The sequence below is a fragment of the Stenotrophomonas sp. genome (assembly GCF_032103445.1).
Lineage (GTDB): Bacteria > Pseudomonadota > Gammaproteobacteria > Xanthomonadales > Xanthomonadaceae > Stenotrophomonas.
Map to the genome: position 1 here is coordinate 65126 of NZ_DAMDFR010000001.1, position 23743 is coordinate 88868.

Annotated in this window: 20 protein-coding genes and 1 pseudogene; 8 read left to right on the forward strand and 13 right to left on the reverse strand. The window is 61.6% G+C overall.

What is annotated here, in order from left to right; genetic code table 11:
• The first annotated feature begins 123 nt into the window (after positions 1 to 123).
• Positions 124 to 1482: an amidohydrolase family protein gene (locus tag RT551_RS00275; RefSeq protein WP_313454980.1), complete on the forward strand. Its 1359-nt coding sequence runs from the start codon at positions 124 to 126 to the stop codon at positions 1480 to 1482.
• Positions 1483 to 1488: 6 nt separating this feature from the next.
• Here the strand turns inward: RT551_RS00275 and RT551_RS00280 are convergent, their stop codons facing one another.
• On the reverse strand, positions 1489 to 1863 hold the full coding sequence (locus tag RT551_RS00280; RefSeq protein ID WP_313454982.1) for a hypothetical protein: 375 nt from the start codon (positions 1861 to 1863) through the stop codon (positions 1489 to 1491).
• A gap of 188 nt (positions 1864 to 2051) precedes the next feature.
• Between RT551_RS00280 and RT551_RS00285 the strand changes: the two genes are divergently transcribed.
• Both RT551_RS00285 and RT551_RS00290 read left to right on the forward strand, forming a co-directional pair.
• Positions 2052 to 2855, forward strand: a complete 804-nt coding sequence (locus RT551_RS00285) for a hypothetical protein (protein ID WP_313454984.1) — start codon at positions 2052 to 2054, stop codon at positions 2853 to 2855.
• The gene (locus tag RT551_RS00290; protein WP_313454985.1) at positions 2852 to 3643 is read left to right on the forward strand and encodes a transporter; all 792 of its coding nucleotides are present in this window, start codon (positions 2852 to 2854) and stop codon (positions 3641 to 3643) included. The genes RT551_RS00285 and RT551_RS00290 overlap by 4 nt, the downstream gene beginning before the upstream one ends.
• A gap of 25 nt (positions 3644 to 3668) precedes the next feature.
• Here the strand turns inward: RT551_RS00290 and RT551_RS00295 are convergent, their stop codons facing one another.
• A complete protein-coding gene (locus tag RT551_RS00295) occupies positions 3669 to 4073 on the reverse strand; it encodes a DUF202 domain-containing protein (RefSeq protein WP_313454987.1) in 405 nt (134 codons plus the stop codon).
• Between the two features lie 149 nt (positions 4074 to 4222).
• Between RT551_RS00295 and RT551_RS00300 the strand changes: the two genes are divergently transcribed.
• Positions 4223 to 5143, forward strand: a complete 921-nt coding sequence (locus RT551_RS00300) for a Ku protein (RefSeq protein ID WP_313454989.1) — start codon at positions 4223 to 4225, stop codon at positions 5141 to 5143.
• A 13-nt stretch (positions 5144 to 5156) separates the two neighbouring features.
• Positions 5157 to 7697 (forward strand): DNA ligase D, encoded by a 2541-nt coding sequence (gene ligD, locus RT551_RS00305; protein ID WP_313454991.1) that lies wholly within the window; start codon positions 5157 to 5159, stop codon positions 7695 to 7697.
• Positions 7698 to 7703: 6 nt separating this feature from the next.
• Here ligD and RT551_RS00310 read toward each other — a convergent pair whose 3' ends face one another.
• From RT551_RS00310 to RT551_RS00320, 3 genes are all read right to left on the reverse strand, one after another.
• Positions 7704 to 8438 (reverse strand): SOS response-associated peptidase, encoded by a 735-nt coding sequence (locus RT551_RS00310; protein ID WP_313454992.1) that lies wholly within the window; start codon positions 8436 to 8438, stop codon positions 7704 to 7706.
• 35 nt (positions 8439 to 8473) lie between these two features.
• On the reverse strand, positions 8474 to 10171 hold the full coding sequence (locus RT551_RS00315) for a phosphoethanolamine--lipid A transferase (RefSeq protein ID WP_313454994.1): 1698 nt from the start codon (positions 10169 to 10171) through the stop codon (positions 8474 to 8476).
• A gap of 86 nt (positions 10172 to 10257) precedes the next feature.
• Positions 10258 to 10644, reverse strand: coding sequence for a LysR family transcriptional regulator (locus RT551_RS00320; RefSeq protein WP_313454995.1), 387 nt, complete (start codon positions 10642 to 10644; stop codon positions 10258 to 10260).
• Positions 10645 to 10801: 157 nt separating this feature from the next.
• On the opposite strand from RT551_RS00320, the gene RT551_RS00325 reads away from it, so the two are divergent.
• From RT551_RS00325 to RT551_RS00335, 3 genes are all read left to right on the forward strand, one after another.
• Entirely contained in the window at positions 10802 to 11455 is a 654-nt protein-coding gene (locus tag RT551_RS00325; RefSeq protein WP_313454996.1) for a hydrolase, read from the forward strand.
• A gap of 149 nt (positions 11456 to 11604) precedes the next feature.
• Positions 11605 to 12261, forward strand: coding sequence for an NAD(P)H-binding protein (locus RT551_RS00330; protein WP_313454997.1), 657 nt, complete (start codon positions 11605 to 11607; stop codon positions 12259 to 12261).
• Between the two features lie 65 nt (positions 12262 to 12326).
• The gene (locus RT551_RS00335; protein ID WP_313454999.1) at positions 12327 to 13145 is read left to right on the forward strand and encodes a CHAD domain-containing protein; all 819 of its coding nucleotides are present in this window, start codon (positions 12327 to 12329) and stop codon (positions 13143 to 13145) included.
• Between the two features lie 1153 nt (positions 13146 to 14298).
• Here the strand turns inward: RT551_RS00335 and RT551_RS00340 are convergent.
• The 8 genes and pseudogenes from RT551_RS00340 to RT551_RS00375 form a co-directional block, all read right to left on the reverse strand.
• Positions 14299 to 15024, reverse strand: a complete 726-nt coding sequence (locus tag RT551_RS00340) for a DUF6602 domain-containing protein (protein ID WP_026070607.1) — start codon at positions 15022 to 15024, stop codon at positions 14299 to 14301.
• A gap of 135 nt (positions 15025 to 15159) precedes the next feature.
• A complete protein-coding gene (locus RT551_RS00345) occupies positions 15160 to 16092 on the reverse strand; it encodes an AAA family ATPase (RefSeq protein WP_017355006.1) in 933 nt (310 codons plus the stop codon).
• Positions 16092 to 16607 (reverse strand): hypothetical protein, encoded by a 516-nt coding sequence (locus tag RT551_RS00350; RefSeq protein ID WP_026070608.1) that lies wholly within the window; start codon positions 16605 to 16607, stop codon positions 16092 to 16094. Before RT551_RS00350 ends, RT551_RS00345 begins: the two co-directional genes overlap by 1 nt.
• 7 nt (positions 16608 to 16614) lie before the next feature.
• Complete coding sequence (locus RT551_RS00355) at positions 16615 to 17580, reverse strand: CBASS oligonucleotide cyclase (protein WP_026070609.1); 966 nt, start codon at positions 17578 to 17580, stop codon at positions 16615 to 16617.
• Between the two features lie 215 nt (positions 17581 to 17795).
• A pseudogene (locus tag RT551_RS00360) lies at positions 17796 to 18016 on the reverse strand (integrase); the annotation flags it as partial.
• A gap of 1705 nt (positions 18017 to 19721) precedes the next feature.
• On the reverse strand, positions 19722 to 20726 hold the full coding sequence (locus RT551_RS00365; RefSeq protein WP_332840906.1) for an ATP-binding protein: 1005 nt from the start codon (positions 20724 to 20726) through the stop codon (positions 19722 to 19724).
• On the reverse strand, positions 20726 to 22576 hold the full coding sequence (locus RT551_RS00370; protein ID WP_049399271.1) for a hypothetical protein: 1851 nt from the start codon (positions 22574 to 22576) through the stop codon (positions 20726 to 20728). Before RT551_RS00370 ends, RT551_RS00365 begins: the two co-directional genes overlap by 1 nt.
• Entirely contained in the window at positions 22573 to 23316 is a 744-nt protein-coding gene (locus RT551_RS00375) for a hypothetical protein (protein WP_017354507.1), read from the reverse strand. Before RT551_RS00375 ends, RT551_RS00370 begins: the two co-directional genes overlap by 4 nt.
• Positions 23317 to 23743: the final 427 nt, after the last annotated feature.

Below are 23743 nucleotides of genomic sequence, written 5' to 3' on the forward strand. Positions count from 1 at the left end.
CGCCGCTGCAAGCGCGTTGCGTCATTCACTGGCGGTCAGCCGGTAGAAGTACTGAGTGATGGCCGTGCCTGGCGGCGGAAGTCGGGTATACCGTGAACGGGTCTGGATCGAGGCATTGCTGCCATGCCGAACCGTCTGCTTCGTCTGCTGGCCCCCGCACTGGCATGCATGGGTGTGCTGATCACGATGCCCGCTGTTGCACAGACACCCGTGGCGTCTGATCAAGCACGCGCCACGCTGTTTGCCAACGTGCGCATATTCGACGGAACCCACGCCCAGCTGTCGCCGCCGCGCCATGTGCTGGTGGAAGGGAGTCGTATCAGCCGCATTTCCGCCACGCCGCTGGACGCCCCCGGTGCCCGGCGTATCGACGGCAACGGGCGCACCCTGATGCCCGGCCTGATCGATGTGCACTGGCACAGCATGTTCGCGGCCGTTCCGATCCAGACAGCGATGACCGCGGACAATGGCTTTCTGAACATCACGGCAGCCGCCGAATCCCGCAGGACGCTGCTGCGTGGTTTCACCACGGTGCGCGACGTCGGCGGTGCGGTGTTTGGATTGAAGGCCGCCATCGATGCCGGGCAGGCGGAAGGACCGCGCATTTTTCCATCCGGGGCGATGATCACGGTCACCAGCGGCCATGGCGACTTCCGTGATGCCTCGGACTTGCCACGCGCGGTGGGGCAACCCGGTTCGCGCCACGACGTGGTCGGCGACAGCGCAATTGCCGATACCCCCAATGAAGTCCGGGTTCGCGTACGCGAAATGCTGATGCGGGGCGCAAGCCAGATCAAGCTGACCGCCGGTGGCGGCGTGTCATCGCCGCACAGTCCGCTGGACGTGGTGTCGTTCAGCGAGGCCGAACTGCGCGCCGCGCAGGATGCGGCGCGCGACTGGGGCACCTATGTGACCGTCCACGCCTATACACCGGAAGCCATCACACGTGCCATTCGCGCGGGCATACCGTGCATCGAGCACGCCAGCCTGATGGATGACACCACCGCGCGCCTGATGCGTGACAAGGGCATCTGGTTGAGCACGCAGCCGCTGCCACCGGAGCTGGCCAATGCGTTCCCACCCGACTCCGACCAGTGGCACAAGGCCCAGGAAGTGTTCGCCGGCACCGAGCAGACCTACACGCTGGCGAAGAAATACCGGTTGAAGACCGCATTCGGGACCGATGTGCTGTTCTCACAGGCCCTGGCGGCGCGGCAGAACCACATCCTGGCCAGCCTGACACGCTGGTACACGCCTGCCGAGACGCTGATCATGGCGACCGGCACCAACGCGCAACTGCTGACACTTTCAGGCAAGCGCAGCCCTTACACGGGACGTCTGGGCGTGGTGGAGGAGGGCGCGCTGGCCGACCTGCTGCTGGTCAACGGCGACCCCCTGAGCGACATCAATGTGATCACCGACCCGGAGCGCAACTTCGTGGTGATCATGAAAGACGGGGCACTGGTAAAGACGCTTCCGTGAACCGGTTCAGTTGCCCACCGTCATGCCGAAGCCGCCGCTGGCCTTGAAGCTGAGTACCAGCTGCGCCACCCGCCAGGAGATGAACGCGTACGTGCAGCACAGCGCGATCTGCAGGACCAGGTGCCATTTCAACCGGCTCAGGCGCCAGATGCCGTCCAGCAGGTTGAGCAGCAGTAGACAGGCTCCCAGCGCCGTCACTACATATCCCACGAGGGTGGGATGGGCCAGGTCGAGTTCGCCAGGCCCGGTTCGAACCACTTCCAGGCCTGCCGCAGTGACCAGCGAAGAGACGGCCAGGTTGCGGGTGTTCTCGAAGATCAAACGCAGTACGCCATCGTCGAAGAGAAGTGTCGCAATGCGGCGCAAGGGGGCAGGCAGCATGGGAAACGCCTCGGTGCAGGATCTGTTGGGAGGAGGGTTGCCCCGGTGGCATGAAGATGGCGTGCACTGTGGCTGCCTGCGTCGTTCACTGGCAGCCGATCCGTAGAAGTACTGACGCAGCCCATCGGGCCATTGCGCATGCTCAGGGACAGTCGAGACACGATTTCGCTCACCGCACGGGTGCTTTCATGGATATTCCGGCCAGCTATCCCACGCTGCCCCTCTGGTTGATCACCCTGTGTTTTTTTCTGGCGCTGCTGATTGCGCGTGAAATCGGCGCTGCCGTGGCGCGCTGGCAGCGTAAACGTCGCCCGGCACCCGCGGCCCCGGCCGTGGATGAAAAGGACAACGACGCGTTCGCGATGACGTCCGTGCTGGGGCTGTTGGCGCTGCTGATCGGTTTCACGTTCTCGCTGTCGCTCGGGCGCTATGACGAGCGCCGCCAGCTGGTGGTGCAGGAAGCCAATGCGCTCGGCACCACGTGGCTGCGGACCGATCTGCTGGACGGTGCTGACCGGACCCGGATGCAGGACGTGCTGCGGCGCTATGTGGATGCCCGGGTCGACTTCGCCAATGCACGCACGGCCGAGGAGGAGATCCAGCAGAACGCGCGTACCGTTGCGCTGCAGAACGAGCTTTGGCAGGCGCTGGTGGCAGGCACCCAGAGTTTCCGGGACACCCCGCGCGCCTCACTGCTGTTCACCACCACCAACGAGTCCATCGACCTGGCCGCGGAACGCTTCGCGGCCCGCCAGGACCACATTCCGCCCCGGATCCTGCGCATGCTGCTGCTGTTTGCGGTGCTGGCGGCGGGGCTTGTCGGGTACGAACGTCCGCACCAGCGACGCAGCACGCTGCTGCTGCTCCTGCTGCTGACCCTGGCGGTAGGACTGATCCTGGACCTTGACCGGCCGAGCACCGGCATCACCCAGGTGCCGCAGGAGCCGATGACCGACCTGCAGCGCAGTCTGCGCACGGAGCCAGTGCCATGAAACGCATCCTGCCCGTGCTTGTGTTTCTCGGGACTTTGGCGGCGCAGACCGCCTCGGCCCAGCAGCACGACGCCGACGAGCTGGCGAAGAAGCTGTCCAATCCGGTGGCGGCGCTGATCAGCGTGCCGTTCCAGTACAACTATGACCAGACCTATGGCGACGATGGCTATCGCCATAACCTCAACATCCAGCCGGTGGCACCGTTCCAGATCTCCGAGCACTGGAACGTCATCTCGCGCACCATTCTGCCGGTGACGTATCAGAAAGACGTGGTGCCGGGCACGGATCAGGCCGGCATCGGCGACATCACCCAGAGCTTCTTCTTCTCGCCACGCGAACCCGGCCCGTCCGGTGTGATCTGGGGCATCGGCCCGGCGCTTCTGCTGCCGACCGGTACGGATGACCTGGGAGCCGACACCTGGGCCGCCGGACCCACGTTCGTGGTGCTGAAACAGGATCATGGCTGGACCTACGGTGCCCTGGCCAACCACCTGGCGGATGTCGCCGGCACCGGAAGCCGTCGCGCGGACATCAGCTCGACGTTTCTGCAGCCGTTCGTGTCCAGGGCGTTCACTGGTGGCCGCACGTTGACCTTCAACGTGGAGTCCACCTATGACTGGAAGGGCAGTCAGTGGACCGTACCGCTCAATGTGCAGTACTCGAAGGTGAGCAAGCTGGGCAGCCAGATGCTGAGCTATCAGGGCGGCGTGCGGGTGTATCTGGAGACGCCCCACGGCGGGCCGGACTGGGGGCTGCGCTTCGGCATTACGCTGTTGTTCCCGAAGTAAAGGGCTTGCCGGTGCAGCCGGCGGATCACTTGTCCAGGAACAGCCACAGCGCGGTCAGTCCGCCGAGCAGCAGCAGCCCGACGCTGAATGCGATGGTCGCGCGGTGGCGGGGCACCATCACGCCGCGCTCGATGTCCTTGCCGACCTGCCAGTAGCGCAGCAGCGACCAGATCAGCAGTGCCAGACCCAGCACCACCATGCCCACCCCGGCGTTGCCTGCATCGCGCAGCAGCATGCGGCTGCCTTCGGGAGCCTGGTCGTTCTGCTGCAGGTACATGCTGAAGCGGTTGATGGTGATCCCGAAGCCGATCTGCGACACCGTGGTGCGCAGGAAGGCCAGATGGGTGCGCTCGTTGGCCATGTGGGTGCGTCCACGCGCCAGGTCGTTGGACAGCGAGGGGGCAGGTGGCGGGGTCTGTGAATCGCTCATGGGGCGTCTCGCGGCAGCGGCACCCCATGAATCTACGCAGTTGCAGCGCAGGCTTCCTGCGTAAATGTACCGGTCATCACACCCCTTCACACATGCGCCACCGGCGCGGGCCTAAAAAGACAGTCGACTGCCACAGAGGGCACCTGCCCATGCCACGACCGATCTGGACCGGCTCGCTTTCATTCGGGTTGCTGAACGTCCCCGTTTCGCTGATGTCCGGCGAGCGCCGCATGGACCTCAGCTTCCGCATGCTCGATTCCCGCGACAAGAAGCCGATCCGCTATGAGCGGGTCAACGCGGACACGGGCGAGGAGGTGCCCTGGAAGGATATCGTCAAGGCATTCGAGTACGACAAGGGCAGCTATGTCGTCATCGAAAAGGAGGACATTGCCGCCGCCGCGCCGGAAACCCACGAGTCGATCGATGTGGAAGCCTTTGTCGATGCCGACAGCATCGACCTGCGTTACTACGAGAAGCCCTACATCCTGATTCCCGGCAAAAAGGCCGAGAAAGGCTATGTCCTTCTACGCGAAACCCTGAAGGACACCGGCAAGGTCGGGATCGGCCGGGTGGTGATCCGCACCCGCGAATACATCTGCGCGGTGATGCCCGAGGAAGACGCGCTGGTGATGATCCTGCTGCGCTACCCGCAGGAGCTGGTGGCGCTGGACGAGTACAAGCTGCCCAAGGGCAGTGCCAAGGACTACCGGGTGGCCCCCAAAGAGCTTGAGATGGCCCGGAAGCTGATCGAAAGCATGACCTCCGACTGGGATCCGGCCGAGTACCAGGATGAGTTCCGCGAGCGTCTGTCGGACATCATCAAGAAGCGGATGAAGCAGGCCGGAGCCACCACGAAGTTCGAGGAGCCCGAGCATCACGAAGATGCCGCCACCAACGTGGTGGACTTCATGGCCCTGCTGCAGAAGAGCCTGGACAGCAACCGACGCACTCCCGCCAAGGCCAGCAAGGCCGCAAAGAAGTCGGCACCGGCCAAGAAAGCAACAAAGAAGGCGGCAGCGAAGAAGGCACCGACCAAGAAGGCGGCGACCAAGGCGCGCAAACGCGCGTGACTGGAAGCGTCGCATGAGTCTGAGTGAGTACCGTCGCAAACGCAGCTTCGACAAGACCCGTGAGCCCGAGCCGGGCAAAGCCGCGCCACGCGGCCATCGCGCCCTGTTCGTGGTCCAGCTGCACCATGCCAGCCGCCGGCATTACGACTTCCGCCTGCAGGTGGGGGACGCGCTGAAGAGCTGGGCGGTGCCGAAGGGGCCCAGTTACGATCCCAAGGTCAAGCGGATGGCCGTGGAGGTCGAGGACCATCCCCTGGACTACGCCGGGTTTGAAGGCGAGATACCCAAAGGCCAGTATGGCGGTGGTCACGTCGCCCAGTTCGACCATGGCGTGTGGTCAACCGAGGGAGACGCCGAAGCGCAGCTCGCCAAGGGGCATCTGCGGTTCGAGCTGTTCGGCGACAAGCTCAAGGGTGGCTGGCACCTGGTGCGCTCAGGCAAGCCGGCGCGTCAGCCGCAATGGCTGCTGTTCAAGGACAACGATGCCTTCGCCGGCCCCCTCGAGGCCGATGACCTGCTGGCCGATGTCACCTCGGCCCCGGAGGCGGATCGTAAGCGGGCGGGTACCGGCAAGACCCACAAGAAGCGGCTGACGACCGTGGTGCCGAAGGCGCGCACGCGCCGGGTCGATTGGGCGAAGAAGGCGCAGGCGTTGACCGGGTCCCGCAAGGCCGCCGCTCCGACTGGCCCCTTCGCGCCGCAACTTGCCAAACTCGGCGAAAGTCCGCCGCAGGGGGACGCTTGGGTACACGAGATCAAATGGGATGGTTATCGCATCCTGGCCACGGTCAACAAAGGCGCCGTATGGCTGTGGTCGAGAAACGCGCTGGAGTGGACCGACAAGGTGCCTGAGATCCGTGATGCGGTGGCCGCGCTGGGTCTGGAGTCGGCCGCGCTGGACGGCGAGCTGATCGCCGGCAAGGGCACCAAGCAGGATTTCAATCTGTTGCAGGCCACGCTGTCCGGCGAGCGCCAAGGTGCGCTGACCTTCGCCTTGTTTGACCTTCTGCATCTTGATGGCGTGGATGTTTCGGAGGCGCCCCTGCTGGAGCGGAAACAGCTTCTGCAGACGCTGCTGGAGGGTGCTTCCCGGCAGCTGGCCTACAGTTCGCACGTTGAAGGCGAGGGTGCGAAGGCCTTCGAGATGGCAGGCGAGCAGCACTTCGAGGGCATCATTTCCAAGCGTGCGGACCGTGCGTACCACGGCGGCCGCAGTGATGACTGGCGCAAGACCAAGCAGCTCGCCAGCGACGAATTCGCAGTGGTTGGATACACCGCGCCCAAAGGGAGCCGAACCGGCTTCGGCTCGCTGCTGCTTGCCAGACCCGACCCCGATCATGGCTGGCGCTTCGCCGGCCGGGTAGGCACCGGCTTCACCGACGCCCGGCTGCGCGAGATCAGCGCACTGATCGGCAAGGCCGGCAGCAAGACCCCCAGTGTCCATATCCCCGAGATGGACACCGACCTGCGCAGCGCCACCTGGTTCAAACCGCGTTTCGTGGTGGAGGTGTTCTACCGGGGCATAGGCGGGCAGCAACTGCTTCGCCAACCGTCATTGAAAGCGGTACGCGAGGACAAGCAGGTGAGCGATCTGAAAGACAGTGACCGGGGCACATCGACAGGCCCGCGGAAGAAGGCGGCCAAAAAGTCGGCAAGCCCGAAAAAGGCGGTCAAGGAGATGCCGTCCCTCTCATCGCCAACCAAGATCCTGTTCGCTGACGACGGCATCACCAAACAGGACGTCTGGGACTATTACAACGCCATCATGGACTACATCCTGCCCGAAGTCGTCGGGCGGCCGCTGTCGGTCATCCGCTGCCCAAGCGGCACCGCGAAAGCGTGCTTCTTCCAGAAGCACCATACGGCTGGAATGGATATCGTGGATACGGTGAGACTGAAAGAGGAGAGCGGCTCCCAAGGCGATTATCTTGTGGTGCGCGACGCCGCCGGGCTGATGGAGCTGGTGCAGTTCAACACGCTGGAGTTCCACCCCTGGGGCAGTCATGCCGAATCCCCGGACCGTGCCGACCGGGTGGTCTTTGACCTGGACCCCGGCCCGGGCGTGCCATTCTCCGAGGTCAAGAAGGCGGCCACAGACATTCGCAGCAAGCTGAAGCAGTTGAAGCTGGAGTCGTTTCTGCGCGTATCCGGTGGCAAGGGACTCCATGTCGTGGTGCCGCTGCGGCCGGGCTGCGACTGGGACCTGACAAAACGCTTCGCCAAAGGCTTTGCCGAGGCGCTGGCCGAGTCCGAGCCGGACCGCTTCCTTTCCAAGGCCACCAAGAGCCTGCGCAACAAGCGCATCTTCGTGGACTACCTGCGCAACGGCCGCGGTGCCACGGCGGTCGCGTCGTACTCCCTGCGCGCGCGTCCGGGGGCACCTGTGGCCATGCCGATCAGCTGGACCGAGCTGTCCAAACTGCAGCGTGCCGATACGTTCACCCTGAAGACGGTACCGGCCAAGCTCAAGCGGCGGCGCAAGGATCCCTGGGAAGGCATTGACACGTTGAAGCAGAACCTCTCGCGCTGGGCGCGCAAACCGTCAGGGCGGTGATCTCGATCAGTCCTCGTCCTCATCGAGGCCGTCACCGTCCCAGGCTGCGGTTCCCTCAGGATGAGGCTCATCCGGGCTTACAGGTTCCAGCAACGTGTACTCATCGTGCTTCAGGTCGCGCACGGCCTTGCTCACGTAATGGACTTCAAGCGCATCCGTGTGGGCACGGGCTTTCAGTCCTGCGGGGGTATTGATTGAACCGCTCAGCCAGTCCATTGCCACCTGCGGCGAGACGAAGACGGGGCCATCCTGCGAGAGCGGGGCAGGGATGTCCGGATTTGCATCGGTCAATACGGTAAAGCTGTCCAGCACCTGGCCGGCTTCGTCCTGCCAGCGCTCCCACAGTCCGGCCGCCAGCAGCGCGAGACCGTCCTGCCGCTGGACAAACATGGGCCACGGCAGTTTCCGCTCCCGGTCCCATTTGTAGTAGCCGGTCATCGGCACGATGCAGTGCCGGTGCTCCCAGGCACTGGTGAAGAGGCGGCTGGACGGTGCTTTGCCCAGGCGTGCGGTCACCGTGGTATAGGGTGTCGCGGGTTCCTTTGACCAGCGCGGGACCAGCCCCCACTGCATGTCCGTGATTGTCGGATCCTCGCCATCCGTCGTGAACAGAACCGCCGCCGGGCAGCCTTTGCCGATGTTGTAACGCTGCACCGCGCTGGCCAGAGCCAGCGCCAGGTAATCCGGAAGGCCGGGTGCAAAGGCATCCACGTCAACGAAGGCTTGGGCGAAACGGCGCATGGATACAGGTTACAGCGGCTCGGGTGATCCGCCTGTCATGTCGCCTTCATGCAGGAGGCAAACACGTCCTGCGTCGGGTCGTAGGCATGGGTGCTGACCTGCATCAGCCCCAGCAACGAGGAGAACAACACGTCATGGTCAGTCCGCTGACGGGCGCGCTGGGCAAGGCAGCTGGTGTCCAGGCCGCGCGAGCTGGCGAAGCGCTGCGAGAACCACATGATCATCGGCACCGAGGTCTGCTCGGCGGGGGCAATGGCGTATGGCACACCATGCAGATACAGGCCCTTCTCGCCCAGTGACTCGCCATGGTCGGATACGTACACGAGTGCGGTGTCGTAGTCGTTCATCGCCTGCAGTTCGTGGATGGTGCGGGCCAGGAAATGGTCGGTGTACAGCACGGCATTGTCGTAGGCGTTGGCGATCTGCTGCGGCGTGCAGTTGCCCAGCTCCGGGTTCTGGCAGGGTGGGGTGAACTTGCGGAAGTTGTCCGGGTAGCGCTGGAAGTAGCTGGGGCCATGGTTGCCCAGCTGGTGCAGCACCACCACGCGGTCGCCGGGGAGGGCACGCACCTTTGCGTCCAGGCCGGCCAGCAGTATCTCGTCCATGCAACGACCGTCCTTGCACAGCGACGGATCACGTGAATCGGTCAGCGATTCGAATGCGGTTCCCTCGCAGACGCCCTTGCAGCCGGACTGGTTGTCACGCCACAGCGAGTTGATACCGACGCGGTCAAACACGTTCAGCAACGACTGCTGCCCGCGGATGGCTTTTTCGTCATAGTTGCGTCGGCCGATCTGCGAGAACATGCAGGGCAGCGATACTTCGGTACTGGTACCGCAGGAGTGCATGTCCGGAAAGTTCACCACGCCGATCTGCGCCAGCTCTGGAGTGGTCTGGCGTGCGTAGCCATTCAGACCCCAGTTCTGGGCGCGCGCGGTCTCTCCCACCACAACCACCAGCAGGCGCGGACGGCTTCCGGCCGGGCGCGCAGCCACGACGGCGTCCTGCGCGATGGGGGTCTTGGGTGCTTTGGCGATGGGCGAGCTGCTGCGCAGGTTCTGCTTCAGCCCGATAACGTAGTTCATGGGCGTGGCCAGATACTTGATCTCGCGGTGATTGCGCAGCATGGAGGCGACGTCGGCAGACGCCAGCATCACCGAACCCGCGCCGATCACCAGCAGCCCCAGCATGAACACCGGGCGTACCCACAGGGTGCGGGTGAAAGCGCGCGGCACGATGCGAACCCGCCAGAGCAGCAGCGCAGGGAGCACGGCGGTGATCAGCAGTGGCAGGATCAGGCTGGGGGTCATCAGCTCGCGCGATTCCTTGACGTCGGTGGCCAGCACGTTGCGCACCATGTCGGCATCGAAGTAGACGCCGTAGCGCGTCATGTAATGCACCGCCATGGCGGTGACAAACAGCAGCACCGTGAGCGCTGTTTTCGCCGTCCAGCGCCAGACCAGCAGGGACAGCAACAAGCCATTGGCCGCAATCAGGACCCCGGCCAGCGATATCAGAAACAGCACGCTGCCCGGATGCAGGGCGTGGGCGGCATTCCAGAAGGGGCCGTTACTGACCAGCGCAAAGAACGCACTTGCCGCAAGGATCAACGTTTCCTGGTTCAGCGTCGGGCGAAACGCGGAGAGCCGGGCGAATACGCCCGTTTTCGGCACCGCGGTTGCGACCGATGCACCGAGCGTGATTGACGAGGAAGAGGGGGTTGCAGGAGCCATGCGGCCAGCCAGCTTTGAAGAGATGGCGGCGATTCTGGAAACTGCGAGGTCGGAATCCGGTCGGAGCCGGGCTAGAGATTCGTTAACTACGAATTTCCGACATTTTCCCGACACCCTCGCGCCATAGTCCCGCCGTCCAGGTGCGGGGATTGATCAGCGAAATGGGTGGGACCAAACGTCAGTGGCAAGGCAATGCGCAGCCGCCCACGCAGTTCTCCTTCCGGCTGCAGCGCTTCGCGGGCCTGATCGATTTCCGCGCAGGCTTTGGCTGCATGCTCGCGAAACACCGCACCCGCCTCAGTCAGCGCGGCTCCCCGGGTGGTCCGGGCAAGCAACTGGACGCCCAGCTCCGCCTCCAGGCGTGCCAGGGCACGGCTGGCGATGGATTTGGAGATGCCGAGCCGACGTGCACCGGGAGAGACGCCGCCTGCATCCGCCACTTCCACGAACGTCCGCAGATCTTCGATATCCATGCCGCGTCCTTCTGATGAATCTGCATCCTGCCACAGCCGGGCGGCAGACGTCGTTCCGCGTGGCGCGACACAGCTGCGGTCGGAGTGGATCTACCGGCGGTCGTCGCTGGGTGACAAGGTTTCAGCCTCACCCTTCATTGCAGCAAAGGATGCATTCATGGCTTTCCGTAATGGTCTTTCCTCGCTTCTTCGCCCTGAAGACTCGGTTGTGGTGCTGATCGACCATCAGCCGTACCAGCTGGCGAACCTCAACAGTCACGACCCGCAAGCCGTGGTGAACAACGCTACCGCGCTGGCGAAGGTGGCCAAGGTGTTCGAAGTTCCCACCATTCTTACCAGCGTCATTGCCGAGCGTGGTGGCTTGATCTTCCCCCACATCACCGACGTGTTCCCCGACCAGAAAGTGATCGACCGCACCTTCATCAACACCTGGGAAGACCCCGCCGTGGTCGACGTGGTGAAGCAAACCGGCCGCAAGCAGCTGATCATTGCCGGCCTCTGGACCGAGATCTGCGTTGCGATGCCGGTAATCCAGGCACTGGGCGAGGGCTGGGACGTGACTGTGGTCACCGACGCATGCGGTGCCGTTTCCACGGAGGCACACGAAGTGGCGATCCAGCGGATGATTGCCGCCGGTGCCAATGTAATGACATGGGTGGCGGTGGCGGCCGAATGGCACCGTGACTGGGCGCGGCTGGAGCATGTGGAAGCACTGACCGAGGTGTTCAAGTACCACGCGGCAGGCAGTGGCGTGGCCTATTTGTGGGAACAGCAGCTGCTCAACACGCCGGTCCCGGCAGCGGCAGGCTGAGTCTGGACGGGCGGCCCTTGGCGGAGCTCTTCCGTCGAGGGCCGCCCACGCACCCTGCATTGCCAACCAAGGGGTGATGGCGACAACCACAGTGGCGTCACCTGGACCGGGTGATAGTCTGGCGTGAGCTGTTCTGTGGGTGCGAGACAATGAAGATTCTGGTGACCGGCGCAACCGGGCTTGTGGGGCAGGGTGTGGTCATGGCCTGCCAGGCCTCAGCAGCGGTGGAGCGGTTGGCCGTGCTGGTACGCAAGGGCGGGGATGCACCCGCCGGCGTTGAGGAGATCGTACTGGCCGATTTCCTGCAGGCGCAGGGGGTAGTGCCGCTTCTGGGTGGGTTCGATGCCTGCTTCTATTGTGCCGGGGCACCGCCCGTTGGGACGCCAGAGGCCGAATACCGCCGGGCCACCCTGCACGCCACCGTAGCGGTTGCCCGCGCCTGGGCCCAGGCCAATCCGGGCGGGCGGTTCCTGTATGTGTCCGGTGCCTATGCGGATCCCGACAGCCGGGTAATGCCGCTGCGGATCAAGGGCGAGACCGAACGTGCGCTTGCCGCGCTGCCGATTGAAACGGTGATGCTGCGCCCGGGGGGCGTGCGGCCGGTTGAGGGCACCGGAACCCGCCATGGCGCGCTGAAGCCGCTGTATCAGTTCGGCGGACCGTTGATGAAACTTGCGGAACGCATGACGCCGGGCATGGCCACAAGCAACGAGGCAATTGGTCGCACCATGCTGGCCTTGGCAGCGATGCCTTCACCACCTAACGTGGTGGAGTGCGACCAGATCAACGCACTAGCGGCGAAGTAGGCGGTTCTGTCCGGGCATTTACGTGACGCGTCACGCTCGTGAACCCGCTCAATCCGAGGCATGCGATGTCGAAGCAGGAAGTAGGGGAGAGGGCACATGCCCTGGCGAGGCGGGAATGTGCTGCGATCCTGCAGGGACTGTCGGCCACCGATGCACCAGAGCCGGCCATCCATTCCGCGCGCAAGGCCATTCGCCGGTTGCGTGCTTTGCTGGCATTGTTGGAGCGTAGCGAGCTGGACCTGGATCGGGCAGACGCGTCGCTGCAGCGATTGGGGGACAGCCTTTCAGATATGCGCGACGCCCATGTGGTGGCGGAGGCTGCTCAGCGTCTGCGGGCGGACCACCCAGAGGTGCAGTTGGGGCCGGCATGCGAAGCTTTGCAGCGGCGAAGTGAGCGCGTTATGCGAAATGAGATGGGCAAGGATCCCTTGCTCGGTCGCCGGCGAAAGCAGCTCGCAGACGTAACCCTGTGGCTGGATGCGCTGCCCTGGCATGCAGTGAAGTCTTCTGACATCAAAGCTGGTTTACTGCATAGCGAACGTCGCGCCCGCAAAGCGCAGAAGCGCGCTGCTCACGACGATAGTCCTGAGAACGTCCATCGCTGGCGTCGCCGGGTACGCCGACTTCGCATGCAGCTTGAGGCATTGCCTGAGCTGGGTTTGAAGACCGCCGCCCTGGTCGATGCGTTGCATGGCACTGGCAAGACCAAGGCGCTGCACAAAGTGAGCGACCTGCTGGGATGGCAGCAGGATCTGCGGATGCTGCGGAACCTGGTTCGGCCGATGCCCGTTTGGGGTGGCAAGCCGGAGGTTCTGGGTTTGATTGATCGGTTGATGGCGGATGCTGGTGTCCGGGATGTGAGCCGGACCGGCGTAATTGGGTGACGAGAATTGCTTGAATTCTGAGGGCGCAGCAAGGGCTCAGTGCTGCAGATTTCAAGGAAATGGATACCGCCACGGGCTGGTTACAACGGTGGGAACCTAGATCGTCGTTGAAGCTATCATCCAGGTCTCAGGGGGTGGACATGGATATCCGCAGCAGGCTTTTGTTCCTAGCGCTTCTGGCAGCTTTGCCTGTCGGGGCCCAGATTCATACAGCAACCGGGCCGAAGTCGACGAAGCCCGTGCCGACAGTTCGTGCGCCAGCGCACAACTCGATGTCCAGGTCGACGACGCCGTTCAACTGCGAACAGTACAGGTGGCCAAAGCATCCGCGACCAGATATGAAGGCTTTCTGCGACGGGATGGAAGCCGACACACTGCGGGCAGAAGCGCGACGTGCAGGCCGACCCGGGCCGTCAGACGATGTTGTGCGTCTGCCGGCTTTGGGGAGTCCAGAAGCCACGCGGACAGGCTTGGCGTGTGTTGGCGGGCAGGCCATGCGGAAGATCCTGTTGCACGCGCAAAACTATGATTCTGTATCTCATTGATTAATCAATGGATCGATGCGGTGTTGCACCACAATCGCGCGCGCGCCAATGCTGTGTAGTTGGACATTGCACAACGCTAGTGCATGAATTTGGTGCGGCGCCAATGCACGGCTTCTAATTTGAGGCAAAGCCAATGGAGCGGCTGTGCCCGGCGGCGTAGTTCAAACGAGCGTAATCAATGCTGTGGGGACTGGAATGCTCTTGTCCGGCAGGCTATCGATGATTGTGGCCGAGCCGCTCTCGCAGCAGTCGAGGTGGCCATTGGAGGTTGCGAACCTCTTCCTTTAGGTCGGCCCCGCCACGTGGTCGAGGTGGGGCTCGGACTCGGACTCGGAGGAAGGGATAGTCGCGGCATCGCTAGAGATTCAGCCAGCCTCGCGCTGGCCCGCTGACGCTGATTGTGCACAAGCTAATCGCGCGACGCCCCAAGTTGAAACATCCGTGCTCCGGGCCGGAAGGCAGCGACCTCACTCGGTGCACCTCGAGCTGGGCACGAAGCGCGTGAAGCCTAGAGGCGTCTCCCTCAGGCAAGCTTCCTCGCTAAACAGCGCGGAGTACCCGGGCAGGCATGCCTCATGTCGCGCCCAACAGCTGCCATGACCAAGCCATCACTTCGTCAGCCACTGGCCGTAAGCCTCAACATCAATCATCGGTACGGTCCCACTGAACTGAAGTTGGGCGATGAGTTTGAAGAGGAACGCCGTCGCGGGCTTGTTCTCATTCACAAAGAGATAGCGATCCTTGGAATGGTCAAAGAAGAAGTGACCATGCGCAGCAACGCAGCCAAGGTCCAAGCGCCCGTCGCCGGGATTGGCGGTCAGTGCCCTTTCCAGGGAGGGCCCAAGCGCTGGACTCCAGTCACTTTCAAAGGTCAGCAGCCCGCCAAGAATTGGCATCAAGGCCTTTGGCGGATAGACCCCACCCGCGTGCGGGATTGGCAGGCTAGTGCGCTGCAACTGTCGAACGCTTGCCACCTTCTGCTGGGCGTACGCCACCAGCTCTGCATTCGCTGTCTGCTTGGCTTCGAACACCGCATAGACGCTCTCGGCAGGAACAATGATTTCACCCTCGTAGGTGAAAATAAACGGTGAATACTGCCGATCGAAAATCACCACATCAATCTGCTGGCTGAAATTTCCTTGACTATCCACCACGTGTGCCTTCGCAGCTTGATAGCGCTTTGGTAGGTAGGTATCCAGCAAGCTGATCCACACGTTCTCACTGGCATCCCCCTTGGACCCTGGGTGATTGAACGTCTTCCGGACAGTGGCAAGGCGCAGCTGAACATCCTCATGCAATGAAGAAAGCAGCTGTGAAAGTGACCATTGGGACATCTTGGGACCTCCATACACTCAGCAGCAGGCGCTTGCCTGGTCAACAATGTGAAATAGCAGCGACTGGGGTGGGGCAGCCAGCTGTGCCACACGAAACAGTGTCAGCGGCGCCCCGGCGCGTGCTGGGAAGGCATCTCAGCCATGATCCTGAAACGCCGGCGTTGGCTGCATTGGGCGAGCAATCTCAAGCGCGCGTTTGCTCTCAATCGATCGGTCTGGATAAGCATCTAGTACGATCGAGGGGATCAACCGCTGTGTGATGTCAGAGTAGGTGAAGCCGACCTCTTGTCCATCCTTCGCTCCAGTGGCCTCTACCAGCCCTTCGATCTGCACGGAGGATAGGCCCAGCGGTCGCAACTGGTGTTCCAGGACGTAGCGTCGCTGAGCTGAATCAGGACGGTTGAAGGTCAAAATGTCAGCGGCGCGACGGCGTACGGCCGGATCCAGCGCGTTGAGGCGATTGGTGCACATGATCACGGCGGCGGGCACCTTCGTCTGCGCCAGACGATCGATACCCCTGATGAAGGCATTGACCCCTGCTCGATCCTCATGGTGCATCTGCGCCGATTCCCGAGACTGGGTCAGCGCATCGGCCTCATCCACCAGCAAGATGACCCCTCCGGTGCTTTTTCCGCGACCTTGCAATTTGGTCGCTTCTGCCAGCGCGTAGTCGAACGCTGTGGTGAGTAGCTGGGTCATCTCGCCAACCTGTCCCTTGCCTCGGGTGGCCAGGCTGAGCGGGAACAAGGTGATATCAATCTTCTCCTGTCGCGCCACGGCATCACCGATAGTCTCTGCCAATTCGGTTTTGCCAGAGCCGACGTCACCGGAAAGAATGACCAAAGGAGGTCGGCGCAGTACGGAATCAAGCAGCGTTGCGGCACCTGGGTGATGGCGCTTGGCCCACAATTCCAGGCCAGCTGGGTGGACTAGCAGGCCGAGAATCTTCGACAAGCGAGCCTTCTGATCGTCCACGCCAATCAGCCGATCCAATCGGGTGCGGGCGTCGATGTCCGGATAGATGCGACGTTGATCAAACAACTCGTCAAGGGTTGGCTTTGAGTGCATTAGTAGCTTCTGACACTGAGGCGGTCGAGTGCCTTGCCACCCGCAGAGTAGCTGCGGTCAGACACCAGGCTTCCGCTGATACCAGGCTCGGCTGCCCCGGTACGCTGAAATGGAAGCGACTTTTCAAATGACTCCCGCTGAGGAGCCGACAGCGTGAACCAGGCAGAGGAATACGTCAGGTAGTTGTAGAAGCTCGCCCCGGATACATCTGCGCCTGGGCGGAGCTTGCCGGGATCGTCATCGATTCCGGACATGCCTGCAAGATCTTTTGCGGTGTAGCGCAGTGTGGGCTCGATCCAGTTATCACCCCGCTTGAAACCGTAGGTGACTGTGTCCAGATAGCCGGCCTTCAACAATTCAACCACTTCGGTCTCATAAGCGGCGATTCTGTCATCGCTGGGCGCCCCATAGAAGCGCTGCATACGCTTGAGGTCGGCGGCCAATTTCGCTGCCATGTGGCGGGCATGAGTGATCGTAAAGGTGCTGGTGCTTGATTGTGTGTAGCTGCCAGTCATAGGGCCCTCACGCTTGGAAGGAAGAGCCGAAGACCTTTTGCCAGTAGCGCACGGTCTCCTGCTTGGTCGGTGCAGCCAGTGCCGCATCAATCGCGTCGCCGGCATCCAATGCCGCCTCGACAATGGCATCGACCTGCGCGTGACCGTACAATTTGGCCACGTTGTTCTTCTCGTTCACCGGATCAATGATCTGCATAGGCTCGGAGAAGGCGGCGATAATGGCGGTAGGGTAGTAATCCTGGAATGCGATTTGTTCGCGAAGGCCGCTCTGCGCCACGTAGGTGAAGAAGTGCTGGAGCGCTTCGGGGTAGTTGGAGAAATCACGCCCCTCATCGCACAGCTTTGCCAGGATCATCTCGATCATGAAGGACTTGAAACGAAAGCCGGGAACTTCCGTCTTCATGCGCCTTGCCCAGAACTTGACCAAGCGCACCACCTGCACAAAATCCGAAGGCTGCAATTGTTTACGCCGCTTGGCAAACTCTAGGTGCCGGGGAATGCTGGTTCTCAAGAACGAGCCATCATCCTGACTGACTAGGTTGCCATACCAGTCAGGATCGCCGTCATAGAGGATCGGCACCACGTCCACATCCAGCCCAGAACCTTGGAACGAGACTGTTACGGAGTAAGTCTGGGGCTTGACTTGTTCGGGCTTGAAATTTGGATAAGCCTTTCGAAGCCGCTCTGCCAAGTACTCCAGCAGCCTCCCAATGTCCTTGGGGGCGTCTGCCCCACTGATGTAACAGGCCACGTCAATGTCGTTGAGCGACCGCAATGCGGTGCCTTTTGCCAGACTTCCCGAAAGGATCATCTTTCGAAGGGTGAAATCCGGGTGCTGCCCTAGGTAGGTCTCCAGACGCTCTCTCAGTCCACGCGCCTGCGCGCGTAGCTCATTGGCTTTATCGCGTGGCAGATTGACCCGATCGTCGGCAAAATTGACAAGCTCCCTATGGCCTACGTGCTGCGTTCCCATGCATCGATCTCCAAGCCGGGCGCGTGCCGACCGGCGGATAGGTGAGGTGGTACTGCGACTTCCCCGCTGCCAACTTGCCGGCTCGTTGTCGCAGGAACTGCGACTCTTCCCCGATCACGGGCCGGAAAGCTGATAGCTCCCGATCAACATTGGGATGGCTTTCACAGTTTCAAGGGCGTGGGTGGGTGCCGGGACGCGGCGCGCCTGGGACGGGCTCAATCCGCGTCGAGCAGCCGTGCGGCCGGGTTGTGCTGGGCGCCGCCCTGCTGGAAGTAGCCAGCCGCGCTGGCCACCGAGCGGTGATCGGTATTCGCCATCAGGGCGGGCAGCGCCAAGCCTTGGTGCGCCCCTTCGGTGATGAAGCCCGAGCGCAGGTTGTGTCCGCCGAAGTCCCCTCCAGGCCGGCGAGTGCGGCGCGGTGCTGGATGACCACGGCGGTGGTGTGGGGCGCCTATCGCCAAGTCAACCCGGGTGCCCGCACGCGGCAGGACAGCGCGTCATCGGTGATCCTAGCGGTGGGCAGTATCCGCAACTGACTGGCGCACAACGGCAGATGGTGCGCGAGGAGTACATGCGGGGCACCTAAGGTCTTCGGTTTGGGGTGGAAGTCCCGCTGGTCCAGTACGTCATTCAGGCCTATCGCGCGGCGCCGAACCCTCAGCGTCATCTTGCTCCTGACTATCTACTGATGGTAGACCAGCCAGAGTCTCTGCCCGATGGCGCCATCTGGCATTGACTGGTGCATCAGCATCACGGATTGAAGGCGCCTGGCCCTGGCGTGGATTCGATTGCTGTTGTTGGCAAATGCTACGAATAAATGGGTGCCGCCCATTTCCAGGTGCAAACAGGCGGCTTCTCTATCTCGGCAGCTGAGTTGTGCGTCAGAAGTTTAGGGTGGGGCGATCGATGCCTTTGCTTAGGGTTGCGTTATCCGAACGCCACGCGCAATTCGTGTGGATGGCTCGTATCCAAAAGCGCAATGGGACTGGGCGATCTATAACGCTCCGGAAGCGCGCTCAAGTTGCCCTCATGCTCCGAGAGGAGGATGCCGTCCGCGTAGCCCTGGGCGAGCACCGCTAGTCTCACTCGTAGTCCCAATCCCGAGTTGCTCACCCGCTGCGGGCTGGAATGGCTGAATTTGCCCAGGAGCTCATCTACGAAGTTCAAATAGTTGGGGTGAATCACTCGATAGCGCCCGCCTGGCCTGGTCGCGGCGTAGCTGCTCCATCCATCCGGAGCCGGTTGATCCCGAGCTCCGGCGACTCGCTCGCCTTGAGGGCTAAAGGCCTGATCTGATCGACCTCGTCGGGAACCTCTGGCTGCATTCTGGTCAATGTAACGGAGGATTGGGCCTGAGTCGTCCTCAGAGCCCGTATGGTTTGCACGTAGTGCTGTATCTGCGCCTGCTGGTGGTGATTGTTGATCTGGGTGTGTCGTGAGCCTGTACCTTTTAGCGTTGCAGACCCTCCTGGCCTGGCGTAGCGCCAGGCCAGGAGGAAGGTCCACAAGGCTGGAAATCCTGCTGGGATCAACGTGTACCCCTGGAGTTACGATCAGCCGACTTGTACGCCTTTGCTCCGCACACCAGTTGAGGTAGGCCTGTAGATACGCCGTGGCATTGGGGTGGGGGTGTCTCTGCAAGGCGGAAGCCGACTCATTCATAAGGTCAAAGCCGCACGCACAGGTGAGCAACTTCGTGGGCGTGCCAGCGACTGTCACCGGAAATCCATTGCATCGTGGGCAACTCTGGCGCAGGCGAACGCCATGCCAGGGACACGTGGAAATCCAGGGCAGCTGATGCAGTGTGGTGTGATACCCGAGTCTGATGCAAGGAAGGCAGTACCTCAACCTGAGATGGGAGGGCAGTCTCGGGTCGTCCGTCATGAACGGATACCACGCCGCCAAGTCCCACTCGGGCGGAGTCTCGATCCCAAGGGTTGTAGAGAGTGCCTCTTGTTGTACTTGCGAGGTCGTCAGGCTCAAGAGCAGGTTGATGTTTCTGTTTGGCTTGATTCCGAGGAGTTGTGAGTACTCCGTGACCCGCCTGGCCTGGTTCAGTCGCGATAGCCTCGCGACGCAGCCAAAAGCCGATTGGTATGGAACAAGTCGGAGGTTGCCGCCGACCAGCTGAGCGCCGCTCCTCATTTGCCTACGGCCCTATTTCTTGAGCTTTCGAAGCCGGCGTATGCGCTGCGCAGGAGAGCTTCATCAATGTGCTGGGTAGTAAGCCCTTCGAAATCGTTGCGCCCAGCAGCGATCTTGGTGAGTAGGTGGTAGACAAACTGGTTGAAGGAGGCCATGAGCCAATCCTTGGGAACGGGATAGTTGCCTTGATTGGCAAGGTTCTCAATTCGTTCGCGTATCGCTTCGGTCTCCTTCTCAAGGCGCCAGCCAACGCTGTAAGCATAGGGTGCGAATGCTTCGGTGTAGGTCTTTCCTCCCTCGTCCGGCCACCTCATAACTTGGTCAAGCTGGCGAAATGCCAAGGCGACATCACATGCGTCCTGCACGTCAGCGTCCTCCGTCGGGATGTCCCAGAGAAGCCCGGTAAAAGGATGGCTGTCGACAAAGAATCGGCCATACAGATGTGGCGGCGCCAGCTGACTAAGATCGTCTGCGCCTCCAATCACGCTGTTGCTCTGGTGGATGAAGAGAAAGAACGGTTGCACTGATGATCCGAGGAAGTGGTTCTGAAGCTTTGCAAGGTGGGCGTAGTCCTTGAGCGTGAGCTGCTCAGCCGTATCGATCGCAATCACGACCACGTCGGCCGATGCTCTAGCGGCTTCCTGCTCAATTGCCCGGATGATCCTGAGGAGGAGATCCTGTGGGCTGGCTACGGTTGTTGCCCTCATGCCCAGTCCAAGGATGACCTCGCGGAAGAAGTTGCCTTCGCTAGGGGTAGTCGGTTTTCCGACGACCATCCGGAGGAATCCAATAGGAAATGGTCGCCAAGAAGTGGTGGTTTCAAGTATTCGCGTGGCAGTTGACTTCCCACACCGGCCATCGCCAATGATCCTCAGGCTCGGCCGCCCATACTCCAGGCACGTGGCGAATCCAGATGCCATTCGCAGTAAGGGGAGAGTCTGGATATTGGGGCGATGTCGCGCGTGCATTGGGTGGTTCTCAAGGCTCGCCGGGGCCTTCATCAGCGGAGCCTCGTGTTGAACGTGGCCCTGCGGATTCCCATCAGTGGAGAGCCTTGCCCCTGACTGTTGGTCGTGGAAGGTGGCTTGGGCACATCGCCAGCTGCCATGAGCGAGGCGCTGTCCCTGACGCCAGCGGCCGCCGATCGGACGGCTGCGTGATAGGCCTCAATGTTGTCGGCTAAACAGTAGTTACCGGGCTCCCGTGACGCGTCGCTCTTCGCCCAGCGTGCCGCGCGCTTCCTGATCGACAGCGTGTGGGCCACGCTCGCATATGGGGCGAGAGCGTGAAGTGTGAGTACACGCTTACCGCCTCTCCAGAGGGTCAGCTTGCGAATGTCTCGCCAGTCTTCGTAGGTTGCGTCAAATGACTGCCCAATCAGGTGCCACTGTCCAGACAGTGTTGGTGACCTGTACCTAGCGTGGTCGAGATAGACGAGGGGAGGTACACCACTCCTTCTGGAGCCTCTGATGGTCACCTTCATCCGCCTAACGGTCATGTTTCTCACGTCATCTTCGGTGCCAGGTGCATGCCACACCCACTCCCCAGATGCCAGATGCTCATCAATGATTCGCTTGGGCGACCTGGGTTCGCGAGTGGACCGGCTCGTCACATTGTGCGAGGTAACATAGGTGTCAATGAGGTCTTTCAAGACCTCCAGGAGAATGGGGTGGTCTTTCCCGTCAAGCTTTGTAGTGACTTGACGCTCATTCACTTGCGTTGCGGGAGCAAAGCCGCCGGCGATGTGGCGCAGCAGGCCATTCTCAATCTTCTTGAATAGAGCCTCGATGTAGGGGCGACCTTCGCCCATCCCGGATCGTCCAAAGTGCAGGATTCCCTTGTGATGATCAATGAGATTTCGGACTGTCATCTTGGCGTGATGGGATGAGTCGTTGTCCATTGCGATCATTGCGCTTCTCATCACTACCTCATCCACTAGGTAGATCGACGGCATCCATGCACTAGTCGAGTAGCTCAAGTTCGACGTGCTCAGATCCCTTGGTTGCCAGGGGCTCATGATCTTCGCGAACAGGCTGACTACATCGTGTTGCTCGTACTTCCGGCCAAGCACCATTTCCCAACCAAGGATGGCGCCACTCCCGACATCAACAACTGCCAGTAGCCAGATCCGACTAATCTTCTCTAGCCGGAATGAGCCGTCCGCCATCGGCATGGCCAGCCATGCGTCGATGTCGACGGAATGCTCGTCGTACTCAACTCGATCAAATGGCCGAATGCTGAGTAGGTTCTCGATTCGGGTGGAAGTAGGCTCATCCGCAGCCAAGAGCATCTCATTTTCGCTCTTTGTGCCTCGGATGCGCTTTATGAGGGAGGTCAGTGCTCGTCTTCCCTTGTCACGGATGTTGAGCGGATACATGGCCTGAAAGCCCTTCCCAGTCAGCACCTTCACGAACTGGGAATGCAGCCTGTCGAACGCGGGGCTCCTTTTGGACTGTGTTGGCAAGGCGCCCTTGAATCTTGCGACTGCATCGCCGAGTTCGGGGATCGCTTGCAGGACAGCATCTATGGCGAACGGATGTGAACTATCGGGGACGACCGAGTTGTTGCGATCTGACACGCTGAATCGCGCATAGGGAATGCAGGCTCGGTATCCGACTCGATGACCGCTCTCGTCGAAGAGCAGTGCGGTCCGGATCATTCGAGAGAGGGTATTTCGCGGCACGCCCCATCGAAGGGCTGCGTCGACCAAGGTTGCCCCATCAAGGACGCTGGTGAGTGCTGACAGGCGGGCTTGAAATTCCGACTGTTGATCAGCTGGAAGTACGATCCCATTTGGCCTTGGAGTTGCCCGGATCGACTCGAGGTCGACGGCATTGAACTTGGAACTCATGGGTCGGCCCTCCAGATCCTTGATCGCCCCGTCATTCGAGGAAATGCATCGGTCGCCAGAAATCCGACGTGAAGCAACTCAGCCACGACCCCCTGAATGTGAGTTCGAGGGTGGTGCCTGAGCTCATGGATGAGTTCATCTGCACTGATGCTGCCGCTTCGCTCGATGGTCGCGGCGATTTCCTGTCGCAACGCCAGGCTGCTCCCCAGATCCTTGGCTGACTGGCAGAACCCGAGCAGTTGGTAGCAGAGCTCATTCCTGCCGCCGGGCGCCTTGAGTTCGTCCTCCGTGATTAGCCACAAAGAGATGCCTGCATCCTTGGCTGCTGAACGAAGCCGGTCCAGCTCGCGAGGACGACGCTTGCCATCCACGCCGGGTACTGTCTGCGAATTCGGAATGACGTTTGCATAGATCTCCTGGCCTCCGCGCCTCTGAAACCAGAAATGGAGTTCCATGCTGTCAAGTCCTACCGGGATGGACCGAGGCCTCTCGGTCACGGCCGCCACTGATGGATCAAACTCCAATTGCAGTCGAAGCGCGAGTTGCAGGGGGCCGTGTACGGTAACCGTCCGGTTCTCTTTCGGGCTAAAGAAGGTGAAGATGTCCCCCCTCTTGATCTGGCCAGCGGTTAGTTCACGGGGGGCCAGCGGTCGATCCTTCCCATTGTGGAGCGGGTCGGAGGCGCGTGCAGACGCTACGCCTTGGAACGGGCTCACGGGATTGGTCGCGTGGTTGCTCATGCTGCCTCCTTGTGGATGACTGCAGTTCGCATGGTCGAGGAGTGGCGCTGCGCAATCGCGATTGAGGGATGACTCAATGCATGGTCAGCTGAGTGTTGGATCTTCATCGATCGACTTCCCGGTTGGCCTCGGAGAATGAGGCTCGGTACTGGCGGCAATGGCCAGCAGGGTCATTGGGGATTTCGGGCATGGGGTGCCGTGCCGATTGCCATACGATGGCAGTCGGAGCGCGCAGATGCCCGCTCAAGCAGCTTTGCCGCTTGACACGAAGTCGGAATTGCGGGAGCCTACATACGTTATCGTAGAGCTTCACCCCCTCTCGCTCCGGCGAGAGGCTATCGCCCCCGTTGCTGCGGGGGCGATTTCATTTCCGGGGTCGGAGATTTGATGAACTGGGGGGCTAAATGCCTCCTTTGAAGCTGGAGTT

Coding starts and splice junctions, on each gene's coding strand:
- RT551_RS00275 (WP_313454980.1), top strand. CDS start 124: ATGCCGAACCGTCTGCTTCGTCTGCTGGCCCCCGCACTGGCATGCATG.
- RT551_RS00280 (WP_313454982.1), bottom strand. CDS start 1,863: ATGCTGCCTGCCCCCTTGCGCCGCATTGCGACACTTCTCTTCGACGAT.
- RT551_RS00285 (WP_313454984.1), top strand. CDS start 2,052: ATGGATATTCCGGCCAGCTATCCCACGCTGCCCCTCTGGTTGATCACC.
- RT551_RS00290 (WP_313454985.1), top strand. CDS start 2,852: ATGAAACGCATCCTGCCCGTGCTTGTGTTTCTCGGGACTTTGGCGGCG.
- RT551_RS00295 (WP_313454987.1), bottom strand. CDS start 4,073: ATGAGCGATTCACAGACCCCGCCACCTGCCCCCTCGCTGTCCAACGAC.
- RT551_RS00300 (WP_313454989.1), top strand. CDS start 4,223: ATGCCACGACCGATCTGGACCGGCTCGCTTTCATTCGGGTTGCTGAAC.
- ligD (WP_313454991.1), top strand. CDS start 5,157: ATGAGTCTGAGTGAGTACCGTCGCAAACGCAGCTTCGACAAGACCCGT.
- RT551_RS00310 (WP_313454992.1), bottom strand. CDS start 8,438: ATGCGCCGTTTCGCCCAAGCCTTCGTTGACGTGGATGCCTTTGCACCC.
- RT551_RS00315 (WP_313454994.1), bottom strand. CDS start 10,171: ATGGCTCCTGCAACCCCCTCTTCCTCGTCAATCACGCTCGGTGCATCG.
- RT551_RS00320 (WP_313454995.1), bottom strand. CDS start 10,644: ATGGATATCGAAGATCTGCGGACGTTCGTGGAAGTGGCGGATGCAGGC.
- RT551_RS00325 (WP_313454996.1), top strand. CDS start 10,802: ATGGCTTTCCGTAATGGTCTTTCCTCGCTTCTTCGCCCTGAAGACTCG.
- RT551_RS00330 (WP_313454997.1), top strand. CDS start 11,605: ATGAAGATTCTGGTGACCGGCGCAACCGGGCTTGTGGGGCAGGGTGTG.
- RT551_RS00335 (WP_313454999.1), top strand. CDS start 12,327: ATGTCGAAGCAGGAAGTAGGGGAGAGGGCACATGCCCTGGCGAGGCGG.
- RT551_RS00340 (WP_026070607.1), bottom strand. CDS start 15,024: ATGTCCCAATGGTCACTTTCACAGCTGCTTTCTTCATTGCATGAGGAT.
- RT551_RS00345 (WP_017355006.1), bottom strand. CDS start 16,092: ATGCACTCAAAGCCAACCCTTGACGAGTTGTTTGATCAACGTCGCATC.
- RT551_RS00350 (WP_026070608.1), bottom strand. CDS start 16,607: ATGACTGGCAGCTACACACAATCAAGCACCAGCACCTTTACGATCACT.
- RT551_RS00355 (WP_026070609.1), bottom strand. CDS start 17,580: ATGGGAACGCAGCACGTAGGCCATAGGGAGCTTGTCAATTTTGCCGAC.
- RT551_RS00365 (WP_332840906.1), bottom strand. CDS start 20,726: ATGAAGGCCCCGGCGAGCCTTGAGAACCACCCAATGCACGCGCGACAT.
- RT551_RS00370 (WP_049399271.1), bottom strand. CDS start 22,576: ATGAGTTCCAAGTTCAATGCCGTCGACCTCGAGTCGATCCGGGCAACT.
- RT551_RS00375 (WP_017354507.1), bottom strand. CDS start 23,316: ATGAGCAACCACGCGACCAATCCCGTGAGCCCGTTCCAAGGCGTAGCG.